Source organism: Campylobacter troglodytis, from assembly GCF_006864425.1.
In the GTDB taxonomy this organism is placed as follows: Bacteria; Campylobacterota; Campylobacteria; order Campylobacterales; family Campylobacteraceae; genus Campylobacter_D; species Campylobacter_D troglodytis.
Window position 1 is genome coordinate 1 of record NZ_QHLI01000050.1, and the last position, 20626, is coordinate 20626.

At 34.5% G+C, this 20626-nt stretch carries 11 protein-coding genes and 6 pseudogenes; 8 read left to right on the plus strand and 9 right to left on the minus strand.

The features are described 5' to 3' along the window. Positions 1-278: pseudogene (locus DMC01_RS13640) on the plus strand (hypothetical protein); the annotation flags it as partial. A gap of 112 nt (positions 279-390) precedes the next feature. Then, a pseudogene (locus DMC01_RS16705) lies at positions 391-1086 on the plus strand (IS1595 family transposase). A gap of 104 nt (positions 1087-1190) precedes the next feature. Here the strand turns inward: DMC01_RS16705 and DMC01_RS16710 are convergent. Both DMC01_RS16710 and mtaB read right to left on the minus strand, forming a co-directional pair. Beyond that, positions 1191-1777 (minus strand): annotated as a pseudogene (locus DMC01_RS16710) (hypothetical protein); the annotation flags it as partial. A gap of 429 nt (positions 1778-2206) precedes the next feature. After that, positions 2207-3451: a tRNA (N(6)-L-threonylcarbamoyladenosine(37)-C(2))-methylthiotransferase MtaB gene (gene mtaB / locus DMC01_RS09715; protein WP_142694032.1), complete on the minus strand. Its 1245-nt coding sequence runs from the start codon at positions 3449-3451 to the stop codon at positions 2207-2209. 760 nt (positions 3452-4211) lie between these two features. Between mtaB and DMC01_RS16715 the strand changes: the two are divergent. From DMC01_RS16715 to DMC01_RS09720, 3 genes and pseudogenes are all read left to right on the plus strand, one after another. Next, positions 4212-4416: pseudogene (locus tag DMC01_RS16715) on the plus strand (hypothetical protein); the annotation flags it as partial. A 159-nt stretch (positions 4417-4575) separates the two neighbouring features. Further along, positions 4576-4752 carry a hypothetical protein gene (locus tag DMC01_RS13650; protein ID WP_185908854.1) on the plus strand — a complete coding sequence of 59 codons (177 nt, stop codon included), beginning with the start codon at positions 4576-4578 and terminating at the stop codon, positions 4750-4752. A gap of 46 nt (positions 4753-4798) precedes the next feature. Continuing rightward, complete coding sequence (locus tag DMC01_RS09720) at positions 4799-4981, plus strand: hypothetical protein (RefSeq protein WP_142694033.1); 183 nt, start codon at positions 4799-4801, stop codon at positions 4979-4981. A gap of 244 nt (positions 4982-5225) precedes the next feature. On the opposite strand, the pseudogene DMC01_RS16720 reads toward DMC01_RS09720, so the two are convergent. Together DMC01_RS16720 and DMC01_RS09725 are read right to left on the minus strand one after the other, a co-directional pair. After that, positions 5226-5538: pseudogene (locus tag DMC01_RS16720) on the minus strand (hypothetical protein); the annotation flags it as partial. Positions 5539-6058: 520 nt separating this feature from the next. Then, positions 6059-6694, minus strand: a pseudogene (locus DMC01_RS09725) (methionine ABC transporter permease); the annotation flags it as partial. A gap of 217 nt (positions 6695-6911) precedes the next feature. Between DMC01_RS09725 and DMC01_RS14510 the strand changes: the two are divergent. Both DMC01_RS14510 and DMC01_RS09735 read left to right on the plus strand, forming a co-directional pair. Next, a complete protein-coding gene (locus DMC01_RS14510) occupies positions 6912-7025 on the plus strand; it encodes a DUF4160 domain-containing protein (RefSeq protein ID WP_221887150.1) in 114 nt (37 codons plus the stop codon). A gap of 97 nt (positions 7026-7122) precedes the next feature. Continuing rightward, on the plus strand, positions 7123-7362 hold the full coding sequence (locus DMC01_RS09735; protein WP_142694035.1) for a DUF2442 domain-containing protein: 240 nt from the start codon (positions 7123-7125) through the stop codon (positions 7360-7362). Between the two features lie 176 nt (positions 7363-7538). On the opposite strand, the gene DMC01_RS09740 is transcribed toward DMC01_RS09735, so the two are convergent. From DMC01_RS09740 to DMC01_RS09750, 3 genes are all read right to left on the minus strand, one after another. Then, entirely contained in the window at positions 7539-8504 is a 966-nt protein-coding gene (locus tag DMC01_RS09740) for a methionine ABC transporter ATP-binding protein (protein WP_142694036.1), read from the minus strand. Positions 8505-8506: 2 nt separating this feature from the next. Next, the gene (locus tag DMC01_RS09745; RefSeq protein WP_142694037.1) at positions 8507-11200 is read right to left on the minus strand and encodes a valine--tRNA ligase; all 2694 of its coding nucleotides are present in this window, start codon (positions 11198-11200) and stop codon (positions 8507-8509) included. 320 nt (positions 11201-11520) lie between these two features. Then, positions 11521-12348 carry an OmpA family protein gene (locus DMC01_RS09750; protein ID WP_142694038.1) on the minus strand — a complete coding sequence of 276 codons (828 nt, stop codon included), beginning with the start codon at positions 12346-12348 and terminating at the stop codon, positions 11521-11523. 399 nt (positions 12349-12747) lie between these two features. Here DMC01_RS09750 and DMC01_RS09755 point away from each other — a divergent pair, with 399 nt between their 5' ends. Then, positions 12748-14763, plus strand: a complete 2016-nt coding sequence (locus DMC01_RS09755) for an ATP-dependent helicase (protein WP_142694039.1) — start codon at positions 12748-12750, stop codon at positions 14761-14763. 788 nt (positions 14764-15551) lie between these two features. Here DMC01_RS09755 and DMC01_RS09760 read toward each other — a convergent pair. Continuing rightward, a complete protein-coding gene (locus tag DMC01_RS09760; RefSeq protein WP_142694040.1) occupies positions 15552-19472 on the minus strand; it encodes a hypothetical protein in 3921 nt (1306 codons plus the stop codon). Next, positions 19456-20626: hypothetical protein (locus DMC01_RS13655; RefSeq protein WP_185908855.1), on the minus strand; the 1171-nt coding region annotated here is incomplete at its 5' end. The genes DMC01_RS13655 and DMC01_RS09760, both read right to left, overlap by 17 nt.

Below are 20626 nucleotides of genomic sequence, written 5' to 3' on the forward strand. Positions count from 1 at the left end.
TTGATAAAAGATTTGAGGAGTTAAGCTTTAAATCCCCCAACAAAGAAAAGCCACAGCCCTTCAAAGCAAGTGTGCCTCCTCCAATGGCTATGCATAAGGACTATCTATGGCTTGGTTTTAATAGAGCTAAGCTCTTGCCCTCAATTAAAGGAAAGATCTATTTTGAGCTATATTATGACAACAAAGACACCTTTGTAGAGCTTTTGCAAAGGATCTATCCAGATGCCATTGAGGGTTGGAGCAAAAATATGCTAAGAAAGCTTGAATTTACGAGGTAAGGGGGGGGTTGATGGAGTATTTAAGGCTTTTGCAAAAGATAATTTGTGGCTTTAAAATAGGCGATTGATACTTTTAGCTGATATAATTACGGCTGAAAGATTGGTAAAATCGATGTTAAATAAGTATATATTTTTGCCCTACATTTGAAAGCGGAAATTTAATCAATTTTGGAGTGCTTTTGTGCTGATATTTGCGTGAGCAAAATCGCCCTCTTTGCAAGGTTTCTCGCCCTTGTGTTAATAGGATAGTGCAGCAAGCTTTTAATTGCAAAAGAGTGCGAAAAAATCTCAGCAGTGAAATCGAAGAGGGTGAGAGCTACTTCGGTGGTGTGCGTGGCAAGCGTGGGCGTGGAGCTAGCAAGAAAACGCCTGTGTTCGGTATGTTAAAACGCAATCGCACGAGTTTATACGCTCAAACACTTGCTCTGCAAAAGAGCTATTACCGATTATAAAGGACTTTTCAGAGCTTGAAGAAAGTGAAATTTACAGCGATGGATTAAAATCCTACGGTGCCTTGGTGGATTTTTTGCTTCGTTTTGTCTTGCAACTTTGCAAGAAGGAGCAAAGGCACATTATAGGGTAAAACACTTTAAAAACGAATTTGCAAACGGACGAAATCATATCAACGAAATTGTGAATTTCTGGGGACCTTACAAAGGCTAGATTAAGTCAGTTTCACGGCATTAAAAGAGAATTTTTCTACCTTCATTTGAAAGAGAGTGAATTTCGAACTAATGTAAAAGTTAAGAATGAAAATTTGTATAAAATTTTGTTAAAATTGATTAGGAAAAATCCTAGGTCATTTTAGCTAAAAGTATCAATCGCCTAATTTATACTTTGTAAAGCCTCTTGCATCTGCACGGAAAATACTAAAATTCAGAGTTCGCTTTAACTTGTTTTGCTTATTTTGGCTCAATTAAACTTAACAAAATTTTCTCTTATCAACTTTAATAAATTTTGATGAGAATTTTGTCCTAAATTTTTCATATTGTTTCTAAATTCTATTTCTTTTAAATGAAGGATAAAAATTTCAGCCATAAAATTTGGCAAGTCTAAATTTAGCAAGGCCCCAGAAATTTTACATTATGTTAATGTAGTTTCGCCCATTTGCAAACTAGCTTTTAGCGTGTTTTACTATATAATGTACCTTTACTCCGCAAAGGGAGGGGCCTAGAGAAGTAAAAAATCTACCAAACCATCATAAGCCTTGAAGCAATCGCTGTAAATTTCACACTCGTTAAGCTTAGCCAAGTCTCTTATGATAGGCAGTAGCTCTTTTGCCAAGCAGTGTTTGATGACCTACATATAAACGCTAACCTAGCGTTTTAGCATACCTTCTCGCAGAGTTGCAAGACACATAGCACGAAGTAAAAACACAGGTGTCTTTTCAGCCCACGCTTGCCACACACACTTTGTGTACCGAAATAACTCTCATCAACTTCAAGCTCACCACTCATCTTGCTGATTTTCTAACACTCTTTGACTATTAAAACTTTTACACAATTACATTCACACAAGCACGAGTCATTTTACAAAGTTGAATGTTTTTTGCCTCTAAATCAAGGATTTCTTGTAAAGGGACGAGTTGCAAAAATAAGTAAAAAATACTTCAAAATTTCCCTACATTACATTTGGCGAAATTAGGAAACGAACCTTTGTTTATCATAGGACTTAGCTTAAAAATCCTTTAATTTAAATTTAATTGAGCCTAAACTTAATTTATACTCTATAAAGCCTCTTGTGTCTGCAAGGAAAAGACTAAAAATTCACAGTCTACTTGAACTTGTTTTACTCATTGACAAGGCTAGAGGCAATTCGCAAAAGAGTTCTTTTATACTTGCTTTTAAATTGGCATTAATAACCTTGCATTTAAAAACACAGTAGATAAAATTCACTCTATTTTAAAGCATGATCATAAAAGCATACCCTTAAAATTCAGCTAGATTATAAGTATCTCTTAGCTCATAATCATCAATTTCAACCCACTGCTTTTTTAAATCCTTCTTGCTTTTAATTTTTATCTTATTATAAAACTGATCATAGCCCTCGTAAAAGCCATCTTTAAAGCTTTCTACAAGCACGGTTAAGCTTCTTTGTGCCTTTCTAAACTCCATATTATTTTGCCTAACTATGTCTTTTAGGGCATTTAATCTGCTTTTTGCAAGATCACCTCTAAGCTCATTTTTCATAGAAGCTGAGTGGGTGCCTGTCCTTGGCGAAAATACAAAGCCGTGCAAATGAGTTAGCTTAAAATTTTTAAAATTTTCCAAAGCCTCAGCCCAAATTTCCACACTTTCTCCAGGATGTGCTACTATAAAATCCGTTCCTAGTGCAAAATTCTTGCTACGCAAAAGCTCAAACAAAGCCAAATCATCCTTTGTGTGAGAACGGCGCCTCATAAGCCTTAGCATCTTTTCGCTTGTATGCTGCAAGGCTATGTGTAAATGCCTTTCTAGCCAAGGCTCATTTAGGATCTCCTTAAAGCTCTCATCGATCTGAGCTGGTTCTAAGCTACCAAGTCTAATTCGCTTAACTCCCTTTATAATCCCAAGGGCTTGTAAAAGTCTGCCAAGGCTGCTGCCTTCTTTAAGTCCGTAACTGCCTATATTTGTGCCTGTTAGCACAAATTCGCTATATCCGTTGTTTGCTAGGAGCCTGATCTGTTCTATAAGCTTGTTTTGAGGCATTGAGCGAGATTTGCCACGCACCTGAGGTATGATGCAATAAGAGCAGTTATAATCACAACCCTCTTGCACCTTTACAAAGGCCTTTGTATGATCCCTAAAACGAGTAACTATGTCCTTGTCGATAAAGGAGTTTAAATCTCCCAGCTCGTAGAATTTATGCTTTGAGCTTAAAAGCTCATTTATCCTATGCTTGACACTTGCTCCTAAAACCCCAAAAACAGCTCCCTTTTCAAAAAGCTCTTTGCCCCTACTCATAGCCCCACAGCCTGTTAAAACAACACGAACCCCTTTATTTTGCAAGGATTTTATATAAGAGCGAACCCCACTGTCAGCCCCATTTGTAACAGTGCAAGAATTCACAACAACAACTGAAGCCAAGCTTTCATCATCTGTAAGCTCATAATCTTTCACATAGTTCTTTAAAAGCTCACTGTCATAGATATTTGTGCGGCATCCAAAGGTTTTAAAATAAATCTTTTCTTTCATTTTTAGCTTTCAATCTTTCTAAATTAGGCTTGAATTTTAGTGAATTTTCTTTGAATTTTTGTTTAAAATTAAGCTTAGATCCTAGTGTTTAAATTCAAGGCTGAATTTAAATGCCACTTCAAAGTAAATTAAAATGGCTCAATTAAACTTAAACCAAAGTGTTTTTAAGCTAGGTCATATAAAACATAAGGCTCAAGACAACTTAAACTCAAACAAATAAGCTTTAAGTTATGATTACAGCGATGAAAAACAAGTATATCAATCGTTTCAAAATTTCAGAGGCTAAATTTAAAAAATTGTAAAGTATTTTTTTGCTTCGTTAAGCCTCTTGTTTCTTTGCAAGAAACATTGATATTAAAGTAATTAAAAATGCAAAATATTAAAGCCTCCAAAATGGCAAAATTAAGCAACAATTCTTGCCAAAGCATCAATAAAATAATCAAAAATATTAGAATTTTAATCTCCAAAGAATGTGAAAAAATTCAAAAATGCAAGATGAAATAGCTGAGAGTTATTTTTTGCTTCGTTTCGTCTTGCAACTGTGTAGTAGAAGGTGCAAAAAGAATGCGAACTAAGCGTGGACGTGGGGCTGAAAACACCTATGTTTTTACTTCGTGCTATTGTAACTGCGTAGTAAAAGGTATGCTAAAACGAAATGGGCAAGTTCATACTTAGCTTATAAAAACTTGCTTGGCTAAGAAGCTCTTTTCTGTGGGATTTAAGCGGTATGAGGAAGATGGAATTTTAGTGCTTGGCTATTTATGATGGTTTGGTTGATTTTTTGCTTCGCTTTGCCCCTTACTTTGCAAAGCAAAGTTATAGAGTAAAACACAGGAAAAATGAGTTTGCAAAAGGCACAAATCATATAAATGGCATTGAGAATTTCTGAGGCTTTGCATAGATTAAGCAAGTTTAAAGGAATTAGAAATTTTATACTTCATTTAAAAGAAACAAAATTAAGGTGAAAATTTTGAGACAAAATATTTATCAAAATTTATTAAAGTTGATAATACAAAATCTGCTTAAGTTGTCTTGAGCCAAACATAAAAATCCGTTTTAGAATTTCTAAGATATAATTTAAGGAATTTTGAAGTATTTTTTACTTCTTCTTGCAACTCGTCCCTTTGCAAGAAATCCTTGATTTAGAGGCTCAAAAAATAGCTGATCTTTGTCAAATTCCTCATCAAAGTTCGTGTAAAATTTTCAAAGAAATTCACATTTTAACCCTGAAAGAATGTAAAAAGCTTTCTAAAATGAGCGCTGAGATTGAAGAGGGTGATAGTTATTTTTTGCAACGCTAGGCTTGTAACTGCGTAACAAAATGGGATTGCAAAGTGCGTTGAATATGTGGGTGAAGCTGGTAGCCAAAGTTTTTATTTCGTTGCCCTTCTTGCAAGCTTGCAAGAAGGAACAAAGGCACAAGATTTTGTAAAACACAGTGCAAATGAGTTTGCAAACTCGCAAAATCATATCAATGAGATTATGAATTTTTTTACTTCACACTCTTGCAACTGCGTAATAGAAGTTTGAGAAATTTAAACTTGCTAAATTTAAAGGCTAAAAATTTTGTCCCTCGTTTAAAAAAACAGAATTTAGATCTAAAAATTTTAGGACAAAATATTTATCAAAATTTAATTAAGTTGATAAGCCAAAATCCGCTTAAGTTGTCTTGAGTCAAACAAATTTAGGATAAAATTTCAAAATTTATTAAAACTGATAAGTCAAAATCCTATTAAATTTAATTCGGCCATTAAAATTAAGCGTTTTTGATGGCTCAATTTAACTTAATCACTTGATTTCTTATCATTTTTAGCAAGATTTTATATAAATCTTGTTGCTTAATTTTGGCATTAGATCTAAATTCAGTTTCTTTTAAATGAAGCATAAAATTGCCCTATTTAATTCCTTTAAATTTAGCTAAGCTATGTTTAGTAAAACCTCAGAAATTTTCGATTTAGGTATTTTCGCTGCGTAGCGGATAGGCTAAAGCCTCGCAAAAGCCTACCACATAGCTTCAAAAAAGGCACTGCAGGGCAGAATGTGATTTTGCCATTTGCAAACTCATTTTTAGAGTGTTTTACCCTATAACTTTGCTCCTTCTACTACGCAGTTGCAAGATGAAACGAAGCAAAAAATAACTATCAACAATATCTATTTCACCTTTTTGAAATATTTTCACATTCTGTTGTGATTAAGATTCTAGTTTGTTTAAAGATTCTTTATAGAGTAAGCTCTGAAATGTGAGTGATTTTTAAAATTTTAAAAGCTTTAATATCAAGGTTTCTTGCAAAGTTGCAAGACGAAACGAAGCAAAAAAATACTTCAAAATTTCCTAAATTTCTTTTGAGATAATTCGGCAACAGACTTTTGTTTTTTACCTTATAAATCATAACTTAAAGCTATTGTATTAGAGCTTAGGTTAAATTAAGCCTTTTTGATAAGTTTCATAAAAAAGAAGCTAAATTTAGGATAAATTCAAGCTTTTTTATACGAGGCAAACTTCTTTTAAATTTAGCTTAAAATTATGAGCCTTTGTTTATAAATTAGCATTTTAAAAAAGTCAAATTCAAATGATTTTTAAAACATTCTTTAAAGTTTGTCTCATTTCTTAGTAAGCTTATATAGGACATTGCCTATTATTTGAATGATTTGTACCAAAATTAGCAAGACGATGACAGTTTGCACCATAATGCCTGTTTGAAAGCGCTCATACCCATAGCGAATCGCCACATCGCCCAGCCCACCGCCGCCCACGGTGCCTGCCATCGCTGAAAAGCCCACCACTATGATGAGCGTGAGCGTTATGCCGTTGATGAGGCTTGGCAAGGACTCGACAAACATCACTCTAAATATGATTTGAGCGTTGCTTGCACCATAACTTTTTGCAGCCTCTATTAGACTAAAATCCACCTCTTTAAGAGCAGCCTCTATCATCTTTGCAAGAAAGGGTGCTATGCCAAGGGTTAGAGGGACGATGGTAGCACTCGTGCCTATGCTCGTGCCTACGATGAGGCGGGTAAGTGGCATTAGGACGATGATGAGTATGATAAATGGGAATGAACGGACGATATTTACGAAAAAATCAAGCGTGTTGTAGGCTAGTGGGTTCTCGCAAAGTCCATTTTTGTCCCAAATGACAAGCAGTACGCCGGGGATAATGGCGAGCAAAAAACCCAAAAATGTCGAAACAAGGCTCATATAAAGCGTTTCAAGCAGGGCGGGGTAGAGAATTTCAGCGAAATTGTTTAGTATGTTTTCGAGCATTTTTTGTCCTTTTTTGTCCTTTTTATGCGAAATTTTATTTTAGAAAGTATAAATTCTACAAAATTTATGTTAAGTTTTAGAAAAATTCACGCAATTTTGTGAATTTTCACTCAAAAATTCACAAAAAAAATTCAGCAAAATGTGCTATAATTTGGCGTTTTTGAAATAAATTTTGAAACAAAAATGGAAAGAAAATATGCCTACGCTCTTGCAAATAGATGGTTTTAAGTTTTTCTTTTACTCAAACGAACACGAGCCAAAGCATATCCACGCGGTGAAAGGCGAGGCATTTGCAAAGGTGAATTTGTAGGATTTGCGTGTGGAATTTAGTAGCTTTAAAAGCAAGGATTTAGCCTTTGTGCTAGACGTTATAAAGTCGCACAGAGCGGAGTTTGAAAGGAAATGGGATGAGTATTTTAGTCAAGGCTAAAAGCGTAGGCTTTGAAAATGGCTATTTGGTGGTGCTTTTGCAAGATGAACGCATCATACAAACGCCACTAAAATGGTATAAAGAGTTAAAAGACGCACCCCTTGCAGAGCTTGAAAAATGGCACTTCATCTGCGATGGCACGGGGATTGAGTGGGAGAATTTAAATTGCCATTTAAGCGTGGAAAGTATGCTTAAATCAAGCATTGAAGTGGCTTGATACTTTTAAAATGCGAGTTTTATGGCTAAATTTGCCTTGAATTTCTTGCGAAGTTTTTCAAAAATTCACGCAATTTTGCTTAAAAATTCACAAAACACCTAAATTTCAAGCCTCAAGTTCAAAAACCACACGCAAAATTCAAAGCTCACAAAATTTTAAAAACTCAACACCCAAACTCACTCCGCTACCTCCCACAAAACGCCGTTTTTGTCGATAAATTCAAGCACTCTTTCTTTGTCCTTTTCATCTACATTTATGACAAGATTTCCTAGTGCTATGCCATTTAGCTTTTCTATCTTGCCCCAGACTATGTTAAAATCGACATTTAAGCTTCTCGCCATTTGCGTGATAAGGCTTTTTTGTGCCACTTCTTTTGGAAAATAAAGCTTGATATTCACCCCGCTTTCAGGCAAAAAGTCGCTTTCTCCTAAAAATTCACGCATCTTTTCATTTGGCTTTAAGAAAAGCTCGTGTATGGCTCCGCTACCTATGATTTGCCCCTTTTCAAGTAGCACAGCCCTTTGAGCGATTTCTTTTACAACCTCCATCTCGTGAGTTACAAGCACGACGGTGATTTTAAGCTCTTTGTTTATGCGTGAGATAAGCTCAAGTATGTTCTTTGTGGTGTTTGGATCAAGTGCAGAGGTAGCCTCATCGCTGAGTAAAATTTTTGGACGAAGTGCTAAAGCCCTTGCGATGGCAACTCTTTGCTTTTGCCCTCCGCTAAGCTCGTTTGGATAGGCATTTGCCTTGTCTTTAAGCCCCACAAGCTCTAAAAGCTCATTTACCCTTTCTTTAATCTCAACCTTTGAAAAGCCATGAGTGTGCAAGGGCATAGCCACATTTTCAAAGGCATTTTTGCGGCTCATCAGCGCAAAATGCTGAAAAATCATACCTATGTTCTTTCGCAAATCCCTTAATCTTTTAGGATGCCTTGCAAGGGCTGAAATTTCCTCATCAAAGACCCTCAAAGAGCCTGCTTGATAGCTTTCAAGTGCGTTAATGCAGCGTAAAAGCGTGGATTTACCAGCCCCGCTGTGTCCAACGATGGCAAAAATCTCGCCCTGTTTTACCTCAAGGCTCACCTCATTGATTACCAGTTCCTTGCCGTAGAATTTTTTTAGCTTTTCAATTTTTATCATATTTAGCCTTTGAGATTTTTTAACTCTTCATCTATTTTTGTTAGCTGTAAATTCAAGCTTTCAAGTGCAGTTTTATTTTGCAAGATTACTTCTTTTGGAGCGTTTGAGATGAATTTTTCGTTATTTAGCATATTTTCAAGCTTTGTTTTTTCTTTGTTTAGCTTTATTTTTTGAGCCTCTAATCTAGCCAAAACCCCGCTTAAATCAACGCTTTCAAGCGGCACAAAGACCTTTAAATTTTCACTTACATCAGCACTTGCCTTGCTTAAATTCTCAGCTATGAATTCTATGCTCTCACTTTTGGCAAGTTTGCTGATAAAATGCGTGTAAGATTTGAATTTCGCCACTTTGCTAGTGTCGTTTAGCTTTATGAAAGCCTTTGAAATCCTTGAATTTCCAAGCTCTACAAGGGTTTTTGCCCTACGAATGCTTACTATGGCTTCGGTTATTAGCTCAAAAAAGCCCTCAAGCTCTAAATCCCTTTTTTTAAATTCAGGGTAGGCTGAAATCATAATGCTCTCGCTATTTTCAAGCTTAGTGCCGCTTAGCTCGTGGTAAAGAAACTCGCTAATAAAGGGCATAAATGGATTTAAGAGCTTTAAGCCTTCTTTGAATATGCTTCCAAGTTCTTTCACAGAGGCTTTTTCAGCCTTGCTTAGCTCTATCCCCCAGTCGCAAAACTCATCCCAAAAGAAGCGGTAAAGGGTATTTGCTGCGTCATTAAAGCGGTAGTTTGCCAAATTTTCACGCACGGTTTGAATGCAAAGATTTAGCCTACTTTGCATATACTTGCCAAGCTCGCTTTTAATTTCAATCTCATCAAGGTTTGCAAAGGATTTTTCGTTTAAAAGCAAGTATTTATGGGCGTTATAAAGCTTGTTTGTGAAATTTCTAACCTGCATAAATTTATCCTGACTAAGCCTTATGTCTCTGCCTTGCACGGCAAGTAAGGCAAGGGTAAATCTTAATATATCAGCACTGTGCTCATTTATACTAGCCAAGGGGTCGATGACATTGCCCTTTGACTTACTCATCTTTTCGCCCTTTTCGTCTTTTACGAGTGCGTGCAAATACACCTGCTTGAAAGGCAAGGCATTTAGGGCATTTGTGCTTTGAAAGAGCATTCTAGCTACCCAAAAAAAGAGTATGTCAAAGCCTGTAATTAGCAAAGAATTTGGATAAAAGTCCTTCAAATCGCTCTCATTCCACAGCCTATCCTTGCCCCACTTGTTATTTCCCCAGCCAAGCGTGCTGTGTGCGTAAAGCCCAGAGCTAAACCAAGTATCAAGCACATCCTCATCTTGCTTAAAATTCACGCCCCCACACTTAAGGCATTTTAAAGGCTCGTTTTCGCTAGCAAATTCAGCCCCACACTCGCAGTAATAAACAGGAATTTGATGCCCCCACCAAAGCTGACGTGAAATGCACCACTCACGCAAATCCCTCATCCACGCATTATAAGAGTTTATCCAGTGGCTTGGGAAAAAGTGCATTTGCCCCGCATTTACCCTCTCAATGCTTTCCTTTGCTATGTCCTTGCTTACAAACCACTGCTTTGAAATGTAAGGCTCAACGACATTTCCACAGCGGTAGCAATAGCCTACTTGATTTGTGTAATCCTCTATTTTTTCCACAAAGCCTGAATTTTCAAGCCTTGCTACTATTTTTTCGCGTGCTTCGAGCCTTTCAAGCCCCTTAAATTCAAGGCAATGTTCATTTAAAATGCCCTTTTCATCAAAGATTTTTAAAAACTCCAAATTATGGCGTAAGCCCACCTCATAGTCGTTTGTATCGTGGGCTGGGGTTACTTTGACAACGCCCGTTCCAAAGCTCATATCTACATACTCATCGGCTATGATTTCTAGCTCTTTATTTACAAGGGGCAAGATGATTTTTTTGCCAACTAAGTGCTTGTAACGCTCATCGTTAGGATTTATCATCACGGCTGTGTCGCCAAAATAGGTCTCAGGACGGGTTGTAGCCACCACTAAAAAATCCTTGCTATCCTTTAAAAAGTAACGAAGATAGTAAAGTTTGCCTGAATTTTCCTCGTGCTGCACCTCAATATCACTTAATGCCCCATCGTGAGTGCACCAATTTATCATCTTATTAGCACGAAAGATTAGCCCCTTTTCATACAAGCTCACAAAGGCTTTTCTCACAGCACTTGCAAGCCCCTCATCCATAGTAAAGCGAAGCCTACTCCAAGCAGGCGTAATGCCAAGAGCTCTCATTTGCCCTAGTATATTGCCCTCGCATTTTTCCTTCCACTTCCAGGCAAGTTTTATAAACTCAGCCCTTCCAAGCTCCTCTTTGCTTTTTCCTTGAGATAGAAGTTGTTTTTCTACCACATTTTGAGTGGCAATTCCTGCGTGATCTAGCCCGGGCTGATATAAAACGCGGTAGCCATCCATCCTCTTATAACGCACCATTATATCTTGCAATGTAAAAGTCAGCGCGTGTCCTATGTGTAAAACCCCTGTTACATTGGGAGGGGGCATCATTATGCAAAAGCTTTCAATGTCCTTGTTTTTTGTGGAATGTTTTTTTAAATCTTGTAAGTTTTTGTTGCTATTAATCTCAAAATATCCCCTACTCTCGCAAAGCTCATAATAATGCCTCTCTATGCTCTTATCATAAAGATCCTTTGTGTTCTCTTCTTGCTTAAAACTGCCTTCTTTTTTATTATCTTGCATCTTTTGCCTTAAAACTTGAATTTCTTATGTGTGAAGGCATAAATATAGCATTTTTTTGTAAATTTAAGCTTTTTTTAATTTTGATTAAAACTTGTTTGTGAAAGCTTGTTTTAAAAAGGCATTGCTTTGTCATTTTTAGTATTTTGTGGCGATGAGGCTTAAAAATTCACATTTTGCGTGAATTTTTAATTTGTTTTCAGCTTGTGAGATTTTACGAGAGTTCTAAGTTATACTAAAGGTCAAATATTATCTAAAAATATTACTTTTATTAGAAAAAAGCTTTTTGATTTATCAAAATTCAAACTTGTCCTAATTTTAAGCTAGTCAAAGCTAGCCTCTACCCTGCGGTTTTTATAGCGATCCTTTTCTTTTAAGCCCTTACTAAGAGGCATATTTTTGCCATAAGATTGCATAGTGATCTTAGCTGTGATCCTTAAAAATTCACTAGCCACAGCTGCTGTTCTTTTTAAGCCAAGCATGGAATTATAAAAAGAGCTTCCAAGCTCATCTGTGTGTCCTTTTAGCATTAAAGAATGTACCTTGTAGCCTGAGATTTCTTTTTTTAGCCTTTTTATGTGAAAGCTGTTTTTTATGCTTTGCATAGTGCTTTGGTTGAATTTAAACCAAAGATGAGGCAAGAAAAGCCCAAGATCCTGCCATTTATCATTATCAAGCAAGTTTTCATTGAAAAGATAAAGCTTAAGCTCATTAGAATTACCCCTATCAATAAAAAGGGCATAGTTTAAATACCCACCCCGCCTTGAAAGGGTGCTAATAATATCCTTGATAAGCTCTTTTTCCTTTGAATTTAAAGCCTTGTTATCAAGTATATAGGCTGTATATCGCGTCCTACTTAGGTCTGTGTCCTTTTTGGCTCTTGCTAAAAGGGCGGTGTATTCTCCTCTTAGAGTGCCTTGTGCTACTTCTTTGATGGGGCTTTGTGGGCTAATTTCTTCTTTTTGTGCCTTTGTGCTTTGAGCTTCTTTTTTATCTATGTTTGAAGTGGAAATTTGCTCGTTGTGGCTGAGATTTTCATCAGAAAAGCTTATATCCTTTGGCTTTGAATTTATTAGCATATAAATCATAGCAGAGGCTAAAAGAGCTACGACAATAAGAAGCACTAGCATAAGTTTGCCAAAGTTTTTCATAAGAATCCTATTAAGAACTGTGATAAAATTATACTATAAAACAAGGCAAAATTTAAGCAAAAATTTTTTATAATTTTGCTTTGGCTTAACTGGATTTTAATTTTTGGCTTGAATTTAGCTTTTAGCCTTAAAGCTTGCAAGATAGTTGCGTTTAACTTTAAAGATCTTATTTAAGTTTAAATTCAAGGTTTTTAAATTCAAAGCCTTGAATTTTAAAGCGTTAAATTAAATTTACAGCTCAAGCAAGAGGCTAAATTTAAAGATAAAATGCAAAATAAATTTAAGCACAAGAAAATTAAACATTAAATTTAAGTTTAAATTCAAATTTAAATTCAAGCCAAAAGGCTTAAATTTAATATCTTAAATGTTTAAAAATGACTAAAATTCACAAAGGACAAAATGCCACTTTCAAGACTAAACAAAGAACAGCACAGTGCTGCCACAGCAGAGCTAGGACACAATCTCATCATCGCAAGTGCAGGCACAGGAAAGACCTCGACCATAGTAGCAAGGATAGCTTATTTGCTAAAAAGTGGGGTTGATCCTCAAAAAATAATGCTTCTAACCTTTACAAACAAGGCAAGTAAAGAGATGATAGACCGTTTAAATGCCCATTTTGACAAGAAGCTTACAAGACACATAATAGCAGGCACCTTTCATAGCACAGCTTACGGTTTGCTTCGTTCTTTTAACAAAAACATAATCCTTAAACCCATAAAGGAGCTTAAATCCTTGCTTAAAAGCGTTTATGAGAAGCGCACATTTCATCATTTAAGTGAGCTTACTCCCTTTACACCAAGCTATCTTTACGATACCTACTCACTTTTTCGTAATTTAAATGAGGATAATTTCATAGAATATTTTGTCAAAAAGCACAAGGAACAAGGAGTTTATGTTGAAATTTACGAGGATATTTTGCGTGAGTGGGAGGAGGAAAAGGATAGGTTTAATTATGTGGATTTTAATGATTTATTAATCAAATTAAAAGCTGAGCTAGCAAATAGGGAGCTTGAATTTGCTGAAATTTTAGTCGATGAGTATCAAGACACAAATGCTTTGCAAGGCTCTTTAATTGAGGCTTTTAAGAGCAAGAGTCTTTTTTGTGTGGGGGATTATGATCAAAGTATTTATGCCTTTAACGGTGCTGACATAGGCATTATAGGCTCTTTTAAGGACCGCTTTAAAAACGCAAAAATTCACACCCTAACTCAAAACTACCGCTCCTCAAAAAGCATACTAGCCCTTGCAAATAAGGTTATCTTAAACAACGAAAGGCTTTATCCAAAAGAACTCATAGTTACTAGAATGGGTGAATTTGCCCCCCCACAGCTACTTAGCTTTAATGAAAACCTAGAACAATACGCTCACATAGCAAAGCTGGTGCGAGATAGTGGGGTAAGTGCTGAAAATATAGCAGTTATCTTTCGTAACAACTCAAGCGCTGATGGCATTGAGCTAGCCTTAAAAGAAGTAGGAATTGCAAGTGTGAGAAAGGAAAGCGTGAGCTTTTTTGACAGCCTTGAAGTGCGTGCCTTTTGTGCTATGCTAGCACTCATCATAAATCCAAAGGATCTAATGGCTTTTATGAATCTACTTGAACACTCCCCGGGCATAGGATCTACCTTTTCAAAGGAGCTTTTTGATAGCTTTTTAAGGCTTGGACATGATGATTTAATTAGGGGCTTTTTGGATCCTGATAAAACTGTGAATTTACAAAAAAGTCGCAAAAAAAATCACCAACTAGGGCTTTTTAATGATCTTGAATTGCTTTCAAGCAGCTCTCGTTTCAAGCTTCAAAGCGAGTTTAACTCACATCCTATCCTAGCATTATCAAAGTTAAATGAAATGGGAGCTAGGAATTTAGAAAGGCTTTATTTTTTCATAAAAGAAGCTAATAAGCTTAGAACTTTAAGCGAATTAATAGAATGCGTTTTGAAAAATGAATATTTCAAAGAAATTTGTGATCTTTTGGCTACCAAAAGGGCTATAAATAGGGCTACTTTGAAGGTGGATCTACAAAGAAAAGAGGAGAGCTTAGAGAAAATTTCAAGAAAAATAGAACTTCTTAAAGAGCTTAGCAAGGATTACAGCGATCCTAATAAATACTACAATTTCTTAACCCTTGGTGCAAATGAGCTAAGCAGTGGCAAGGGCGTAAATTTGCTTAGCATTCACGCTAGCAAGGGACTTGAATTTGAGCTTGTTTTCATTATAGATTTAGCACAAGATCGTTTCCCAAATAAAAAACTAATGGCTATGGGAGGTAGTCTTGAAGAAGAAAGAAGGCTTTTTTATGTAGCAGTTACTCGTGCAAAAAACACCCTTTATCTAAGCTATGCAAGGTATGATAGGATAAAAAAGATGAATTACAAGCCTTCCATTTTTCTCATTGAGGCTGGGCTTTGTAAGGAGTAGCCTTTTAAAAATGGCTTGTTTTTTGGGATTTTGCTGTGTGATAAAGGCTTAGCTTTTTAACTAAATTCACACTAAGAACAAATTCTTGTTTATTAATTTTAACTTAACTGTCTTTTTTTGCTGATTTTTTACTTTGCAAGGGCTCGTTGTGATTTTTTAATCGGCTTAATATGACAAAATTGTCTGAGAGATACTTCGCAACACTTAGTGCGACAAAGGGCTTTAAGATGCTTAACACATTAAATATAAAAAAGTGCTTTTTTATAAAAAAGCCTTTTGACTTTAAGGCTTAAAATAACTTAAACTCTAACAAAGGAGCTTTAAGCTATGATTGTAAGGATGAAAAATAAGTATATGCTTCATTTCCAAATTGTCTCAAAAGAAATTTAAGGAATTTTAAAGTATGTTTTACTTCGTGCCGCCCACCTTGTAACTTTGCGGAACAAAAGCTCATTACTGAGTAAAAAATAGTGAAAATGAAACTGAGTAAAAAATAGTGAAAATGAATTTGCACACTCCCTAAATCATATCAATGCAACTGTGAATTTTTTTACTTAGCATTCGCGTCTTGTAACTGCGTAGTAGGAATTTGCAAAATTAAAACTTGCTAAATTTCGTGGAATTTAAAAGAAAATTTTATCCTTCATTTAGAAGAAACAAAATGTAGATATGGTGGCAAAATTTTAGGGCAAAATCTTTATCAAATTTTATTAAAATTGATAAGCCAAAATCCTATTAAAGTATCTTGCACCTAAGTTTAATTGAGCCTAAATTTAATCAAGCTTGTTTTATCCTAGATACAAACCATCTTCGATTATGATGGTAGTAGCTAATCTTCCTATGAGTTTGGTTGGAATTTTAACTGAGTATTCTTCTAAGTTCAGATCTGTCTTATCAAGTGCTTTTTTTATAACTTTGCTTTTTTGTATGATCTTTTTAGATCCTTGCTTTGTGTTGTATTTATTTAAGGTCTGCATTTTTTCATTAGCCTTTGTTTGTCTTAGTTTTTTTAAATATTTATGCTCTAAATTGCTTTCTTTAATATATAAGGCTTTAAGATTATTTTGCCCTATGAGATCCAAAGCTTTTATAAGTCTTCTTGCCTTTCTTTTGTCAAACACATATTTATTTTGTGAATTTAGGGTATTTGTAAAATAATTATTTGCATAGTCTTCAAGTATGCTTAAAGCCTCGTTATATAATCTTATAGGAGCTGTGATGGTAGCACGAAATCCATTTTCTTTTTCCCTTGTCCTAAACTCCTTATATAAAGGACTTGTTGTTTCTAGTTGATATATGCTGCAATGCTCTATGTCTATATTTTTATAGCCTTGGCTAAAAAATTCCTCATCGCTTATAAAATTTTTAGGCTCTTTAATCTCATCCTTGCTTCTTGCTCCTCTTTTTTCATCTATTATTAAATAAGAAAGAAGCCTTCTTAATGCAAATTCTTTGTTTTCTCTTGAATCTTCATAGTAAAGATTATATACTAGGCTTAAATGAGAGGATAAAACCCCAGTGCAAAGCTCTAAACCATAAATCATATCCTTAAAATCAAAGCTCATAGTTTTATCATCAATCCTCATAGGATAATACACATAATCTTCTTTTTCCACAGCTAATGGCGCATCGTATTTAAAGGTATAAAACTTGTGTATAATTTTTTCATACTCTTTTTGCATAGCCTCATAAGTACTTGGAAAAATTAATTCTAAAGCCAGATCCAAGCTCAAAGAGACAAGAGTTTCTATGAAATTTGCTTTAACTTGCAAATGAATTTTTTCTTTGTGAAATTTTTTTGCCTCAAAAAGTATATTTTTAAGTTGTATATGTCCTATCATAGCCCTTTGATGCTTATTGCTATGATAAAAGGACATATTTTTGAGTAATTTTGCATCATTTTTTGTAAGTCTTTCTTTGCCTACTTGAATTTCACCCCTTGTATATAATTCATTTATGAGCCTTGTTTTGGCTGCTTGATGTGAAATTTTATTTACTGTTGCTATGTCGTTTATTTTATCTATGATTAGGGCTTGTTTTTTTTCAAAAAGAGCTTTTTGTTTTTGAGTGTGTATTAAATCAAGCTTTAAAAAAAGTCTCTTAGAGCCTTTTGCTTTTAAAAGCTCATCATTTATGCTTATCTTAATAAAACTTTTATCTGGGTGTATTTTATGCTTGAGAAGATGAAACAAGCCTAGTTCGTTCAAAAAAGTCCTATCAAGTCCTTCTGTAAGTAAGAGGGTAAATATTTTAAAGCAATGTTCATAATTTTTAAGCTCCTCATCTATAAAAAAATTCATAAAAGGAAAGATAGAAGCTAGTATCTTAAAAAAAGAAAGCCTTAGAAGCTCTTCTAAATTTTGTAACCGTTTCGTTTCTTCTTGAAATTTTTGTATTGTTTGAGGCTCTATTTGAAGTCCTATGAGATCTTTTTCAAAAGAATACAAAGGCTCTTCTAGGTCTTTTTTTAACTCTTCATAAAGGCTTTGATTTTTAAAGCCAAGACCTTGATAAAAGGCATTGAGTGTATTTTGTATAAAGGAAGTGCTTTTTTTATCTGTGTTAGCAAGGGTAAAATTACTTAAATACATATAAAACTTAGAACCGTCATATTCTATACACTCATACATAGAGTATGATTTAACAGAGGCTAAATCAAGTCCATCTAAGAAAAAGCTATTTATAAGCTCTAATATATTCACAAAACAGCTTTTTGTCTTTAAATTCACGCTTGGAAATTTACAAGCTATATGATACATGCTATAAGAGATGATAAAACATTCAAATAGGCGATAATTAGGCTTTATAAAAGCTTTTGATTTTTTGATTTTTGGCAAAGTTATATTTTCAAATAAAAACCTTTCAATTAAGCCAAGATATTCTTTGATAATTTCTTTTTCTCTAATTATAATATCCTCTTTGTCTGCGTTTTGCTTAAAATGACTTGATATATAAGGCAAGGAAAATTCTTTCTTTGCAAATTTTTTATTAAGGGCTTCTTTTTTATCTTGTATTAGCTTATGTGCTGTGTCGTATCCAAAAGCTGCATCAGGATCTGAGGAGCTTTCTAAATAATTTGCCATATTCATCAAAGATGACAGTTTTTCACATTCACTTTTAAATTCTTTAAACTCTTCTTTTTGCCTTTCGTAATCTTGTTTTGACATTCTTTGAAATAAGCAAAGCTGCAATACATAAGGCTTGTCATCTTTATCCTCTATATCTATCCTAAAATTACTATAATCTCTTGCGCTATCATAACTTTTTTTGCCTACATCAAAGCTAAAAGCCTTGTTTTTTGTTCTATGCTTAGCTATTATTTTATTATTAGTAATTTGTTCTGTTAAAAGCCATGTTAGCTTGGCGTTGTATTTGTTAGGAGTATTTGTAATTAAAAGATAGTTTTTACTCATAGCACTTGCTGTTTTATTGTTTTTATCTGAAAACAGCAAGGCAAGCTCAGAGGAGTTAAAATGAGGAGCTTGTATATAGGCAAAGTGATTGAATTTATTTACTTGTTCTTTGACATAGGCTTTGAGGCTATTTTGAAGGCTTAGCTTAAAATTTGAGTTAAGCTCAAAGGCTTGTTTTTCTCGTGATGCTTTGTTTGTTATTTGTGAATTTATTTTAATTTTAGCTTGCTTAAAAAAGTTTTCTATATCAAAACTCTCATCAAGTTTTGCTACATAGGCTAAATTTGAGGAGTAAAAAGATAAATTTTCACCCATACACAAACAAGATAGATCAAGCAAAGATCTTTGCTTATCTTTTTGCACTATCAAGGCTGAGCTTAAAAGCTTGGTGTTGATATGCTTAGCAAAGATAGCAAATTCACTCACTAAGAATTCAAGCAAGGGGTTTAAAAATACTTGCTTGTTTTTCATTTGCGTAAGCACCAAGTCTAGTGTAGCAAAGCTTACACCAACAAATCCCACAAAGCCTCCCATAAATATAGACATTAAGCTTATTATTAAGGTGCTTGTAAGCACCTTATAACCTTCATTATCCTTAGCAAATTCATTTATGTATTCCAAAAGAGCTTTAAAGCTTTGTTCAAAGCCTTCTTTAAGCTCCTCTTTAATAAGCTCATCAAAGATCTGATTTTCTTGTATGAGATCTATTTGTGCTTTAATTAGCTCTTTATGCTCTTGCATTAAGCTTATAAGCTTTCCTTTTGTGCTTTTTTTTGTTGTGCTGTCTAAATACTTGCTTGTAAGCTTCTCGTCCCCAAGTGCCTCTAAAAGCTCACTTATGCTTTCTATGTCTTTGTTTCTTTCTTCTTTAAAATAAAGCCTTAAAGAAGATAAAAAGCTTACAAAGATATTATTAGGCTTATAATTTATAAGCCTAATGCCTCTAATTCCTTTTGCCTCATCTTCTTTTATAAGCTTAGATCTTAAAGCACTAAGTATATAGCTAGTTTTATCTTCTTGCAGATCACTAATATTCATTTCCTCGCTTATAGCCCCAAGAGTGTGAATACAAATCTCAAGCCTATCATTTGTGTCTAAGAGCTTAAAAAATTCATCCAAAAGCTCCTTAAAAATGCTTTTGTCAAAGCCTTCAAGGATCTCATCTTTCGCCATTAAAATTGTATGCAAGAGATAAAAATCAGCACAAATAAGATCTATTTTTTTGATATTTTTATCCCTTAAAAGCTCTTTTATCTTTGCTTTAAGTGTAGCTAGATTATCAATTAGCATAGCCATTTACCACTATAAGCTCTCTTACTCTTTTGTATTCTTTTTCATCTTCTTTTCTTATGTATTCATCTACACCCAAGGCAAGATCAAGTCTTATTTTTTTTGCCTTATAAGGAGTGATAAAAACAAAGAGATATTTAGTATAAATGGGTGTTTTATCTTTAAGTTCGTCCTCTCTTAAAGCCCTTGTGTGAGAATAAATTTGCTTAAACTCTCCTATGCCATAGTCCTTATCTTCGCAGCTTTTATAGGCTTTTTGATAGATCTTAGGCAAAGTTTGAGGGATGATAAGGCAGATATAAACAAGATTTGTATCTATTTTAAGCCTTAATCCCTTAAAGAGTGTATCCTTTTTAAACTCGCTTTTTAGATCTTGTAAGCTTAAATTCTTGTCCTTGTTATTTTGTGTTTTGGTATCTTTGTTGTTTTGTGTTTTAAGGGTTTTAAGCTCTAAGTCTTTTAAGTCTTTTAAGTCTTTTAAGTCTTTTAAATCTTTTAAGTCTTTTAAGTCTTTTGTGTTTAATTTTATTGAGGCTTTGTTTTCTTCTTTTGCACAGCTTATATCTTCATCCTTGTCAAAAAATTCATCTTTTAGATCTAAAAGCTCCTTGTCTAGTTCTAAATTCAAAAAACTAAAAGGCTCATCTTCTTTGCCCTTATCAAGCAATTTATCATTTAAGCTTAGTCTATACAAGGGCAAATTATCCCTTTGTCTTGCATCGCTTTTATAATGAAGTCTCAATCTTGCATTAAATAAAGAAGAAAGATCATCCTTAAGCCCTGCTTTATCTTTTAAATTCAAAAGGCTATGATTAAATATGAATTTATTTGGCTTAGAGACACATTTTAAGGCAAAGCCCTTGTCTGTAAGGGAGTTGCTAACTAAATCTTGCAAGATGACAAGCTCATTATTAAGCTTTTTTGTAGAACAAGCATTTTTCACGCTTACAACAGTAGTGCAAGGATAGCTAAGCCCTGCTATATTATTAGCACAGCCTTTTATTTTTGAGCCAAGATAATCAGATTCTAGGATCAAAGGCACTCCCTTTGAGGCAAAATGTTTGCCCTTATTTGATCTAAGTAAGACCTTGCCTCCGTGAGGACAAGTGACTGTATCATCTTCTATTAAAGCGTATAAAGAGGCCTTGCTTTCTTTGAAT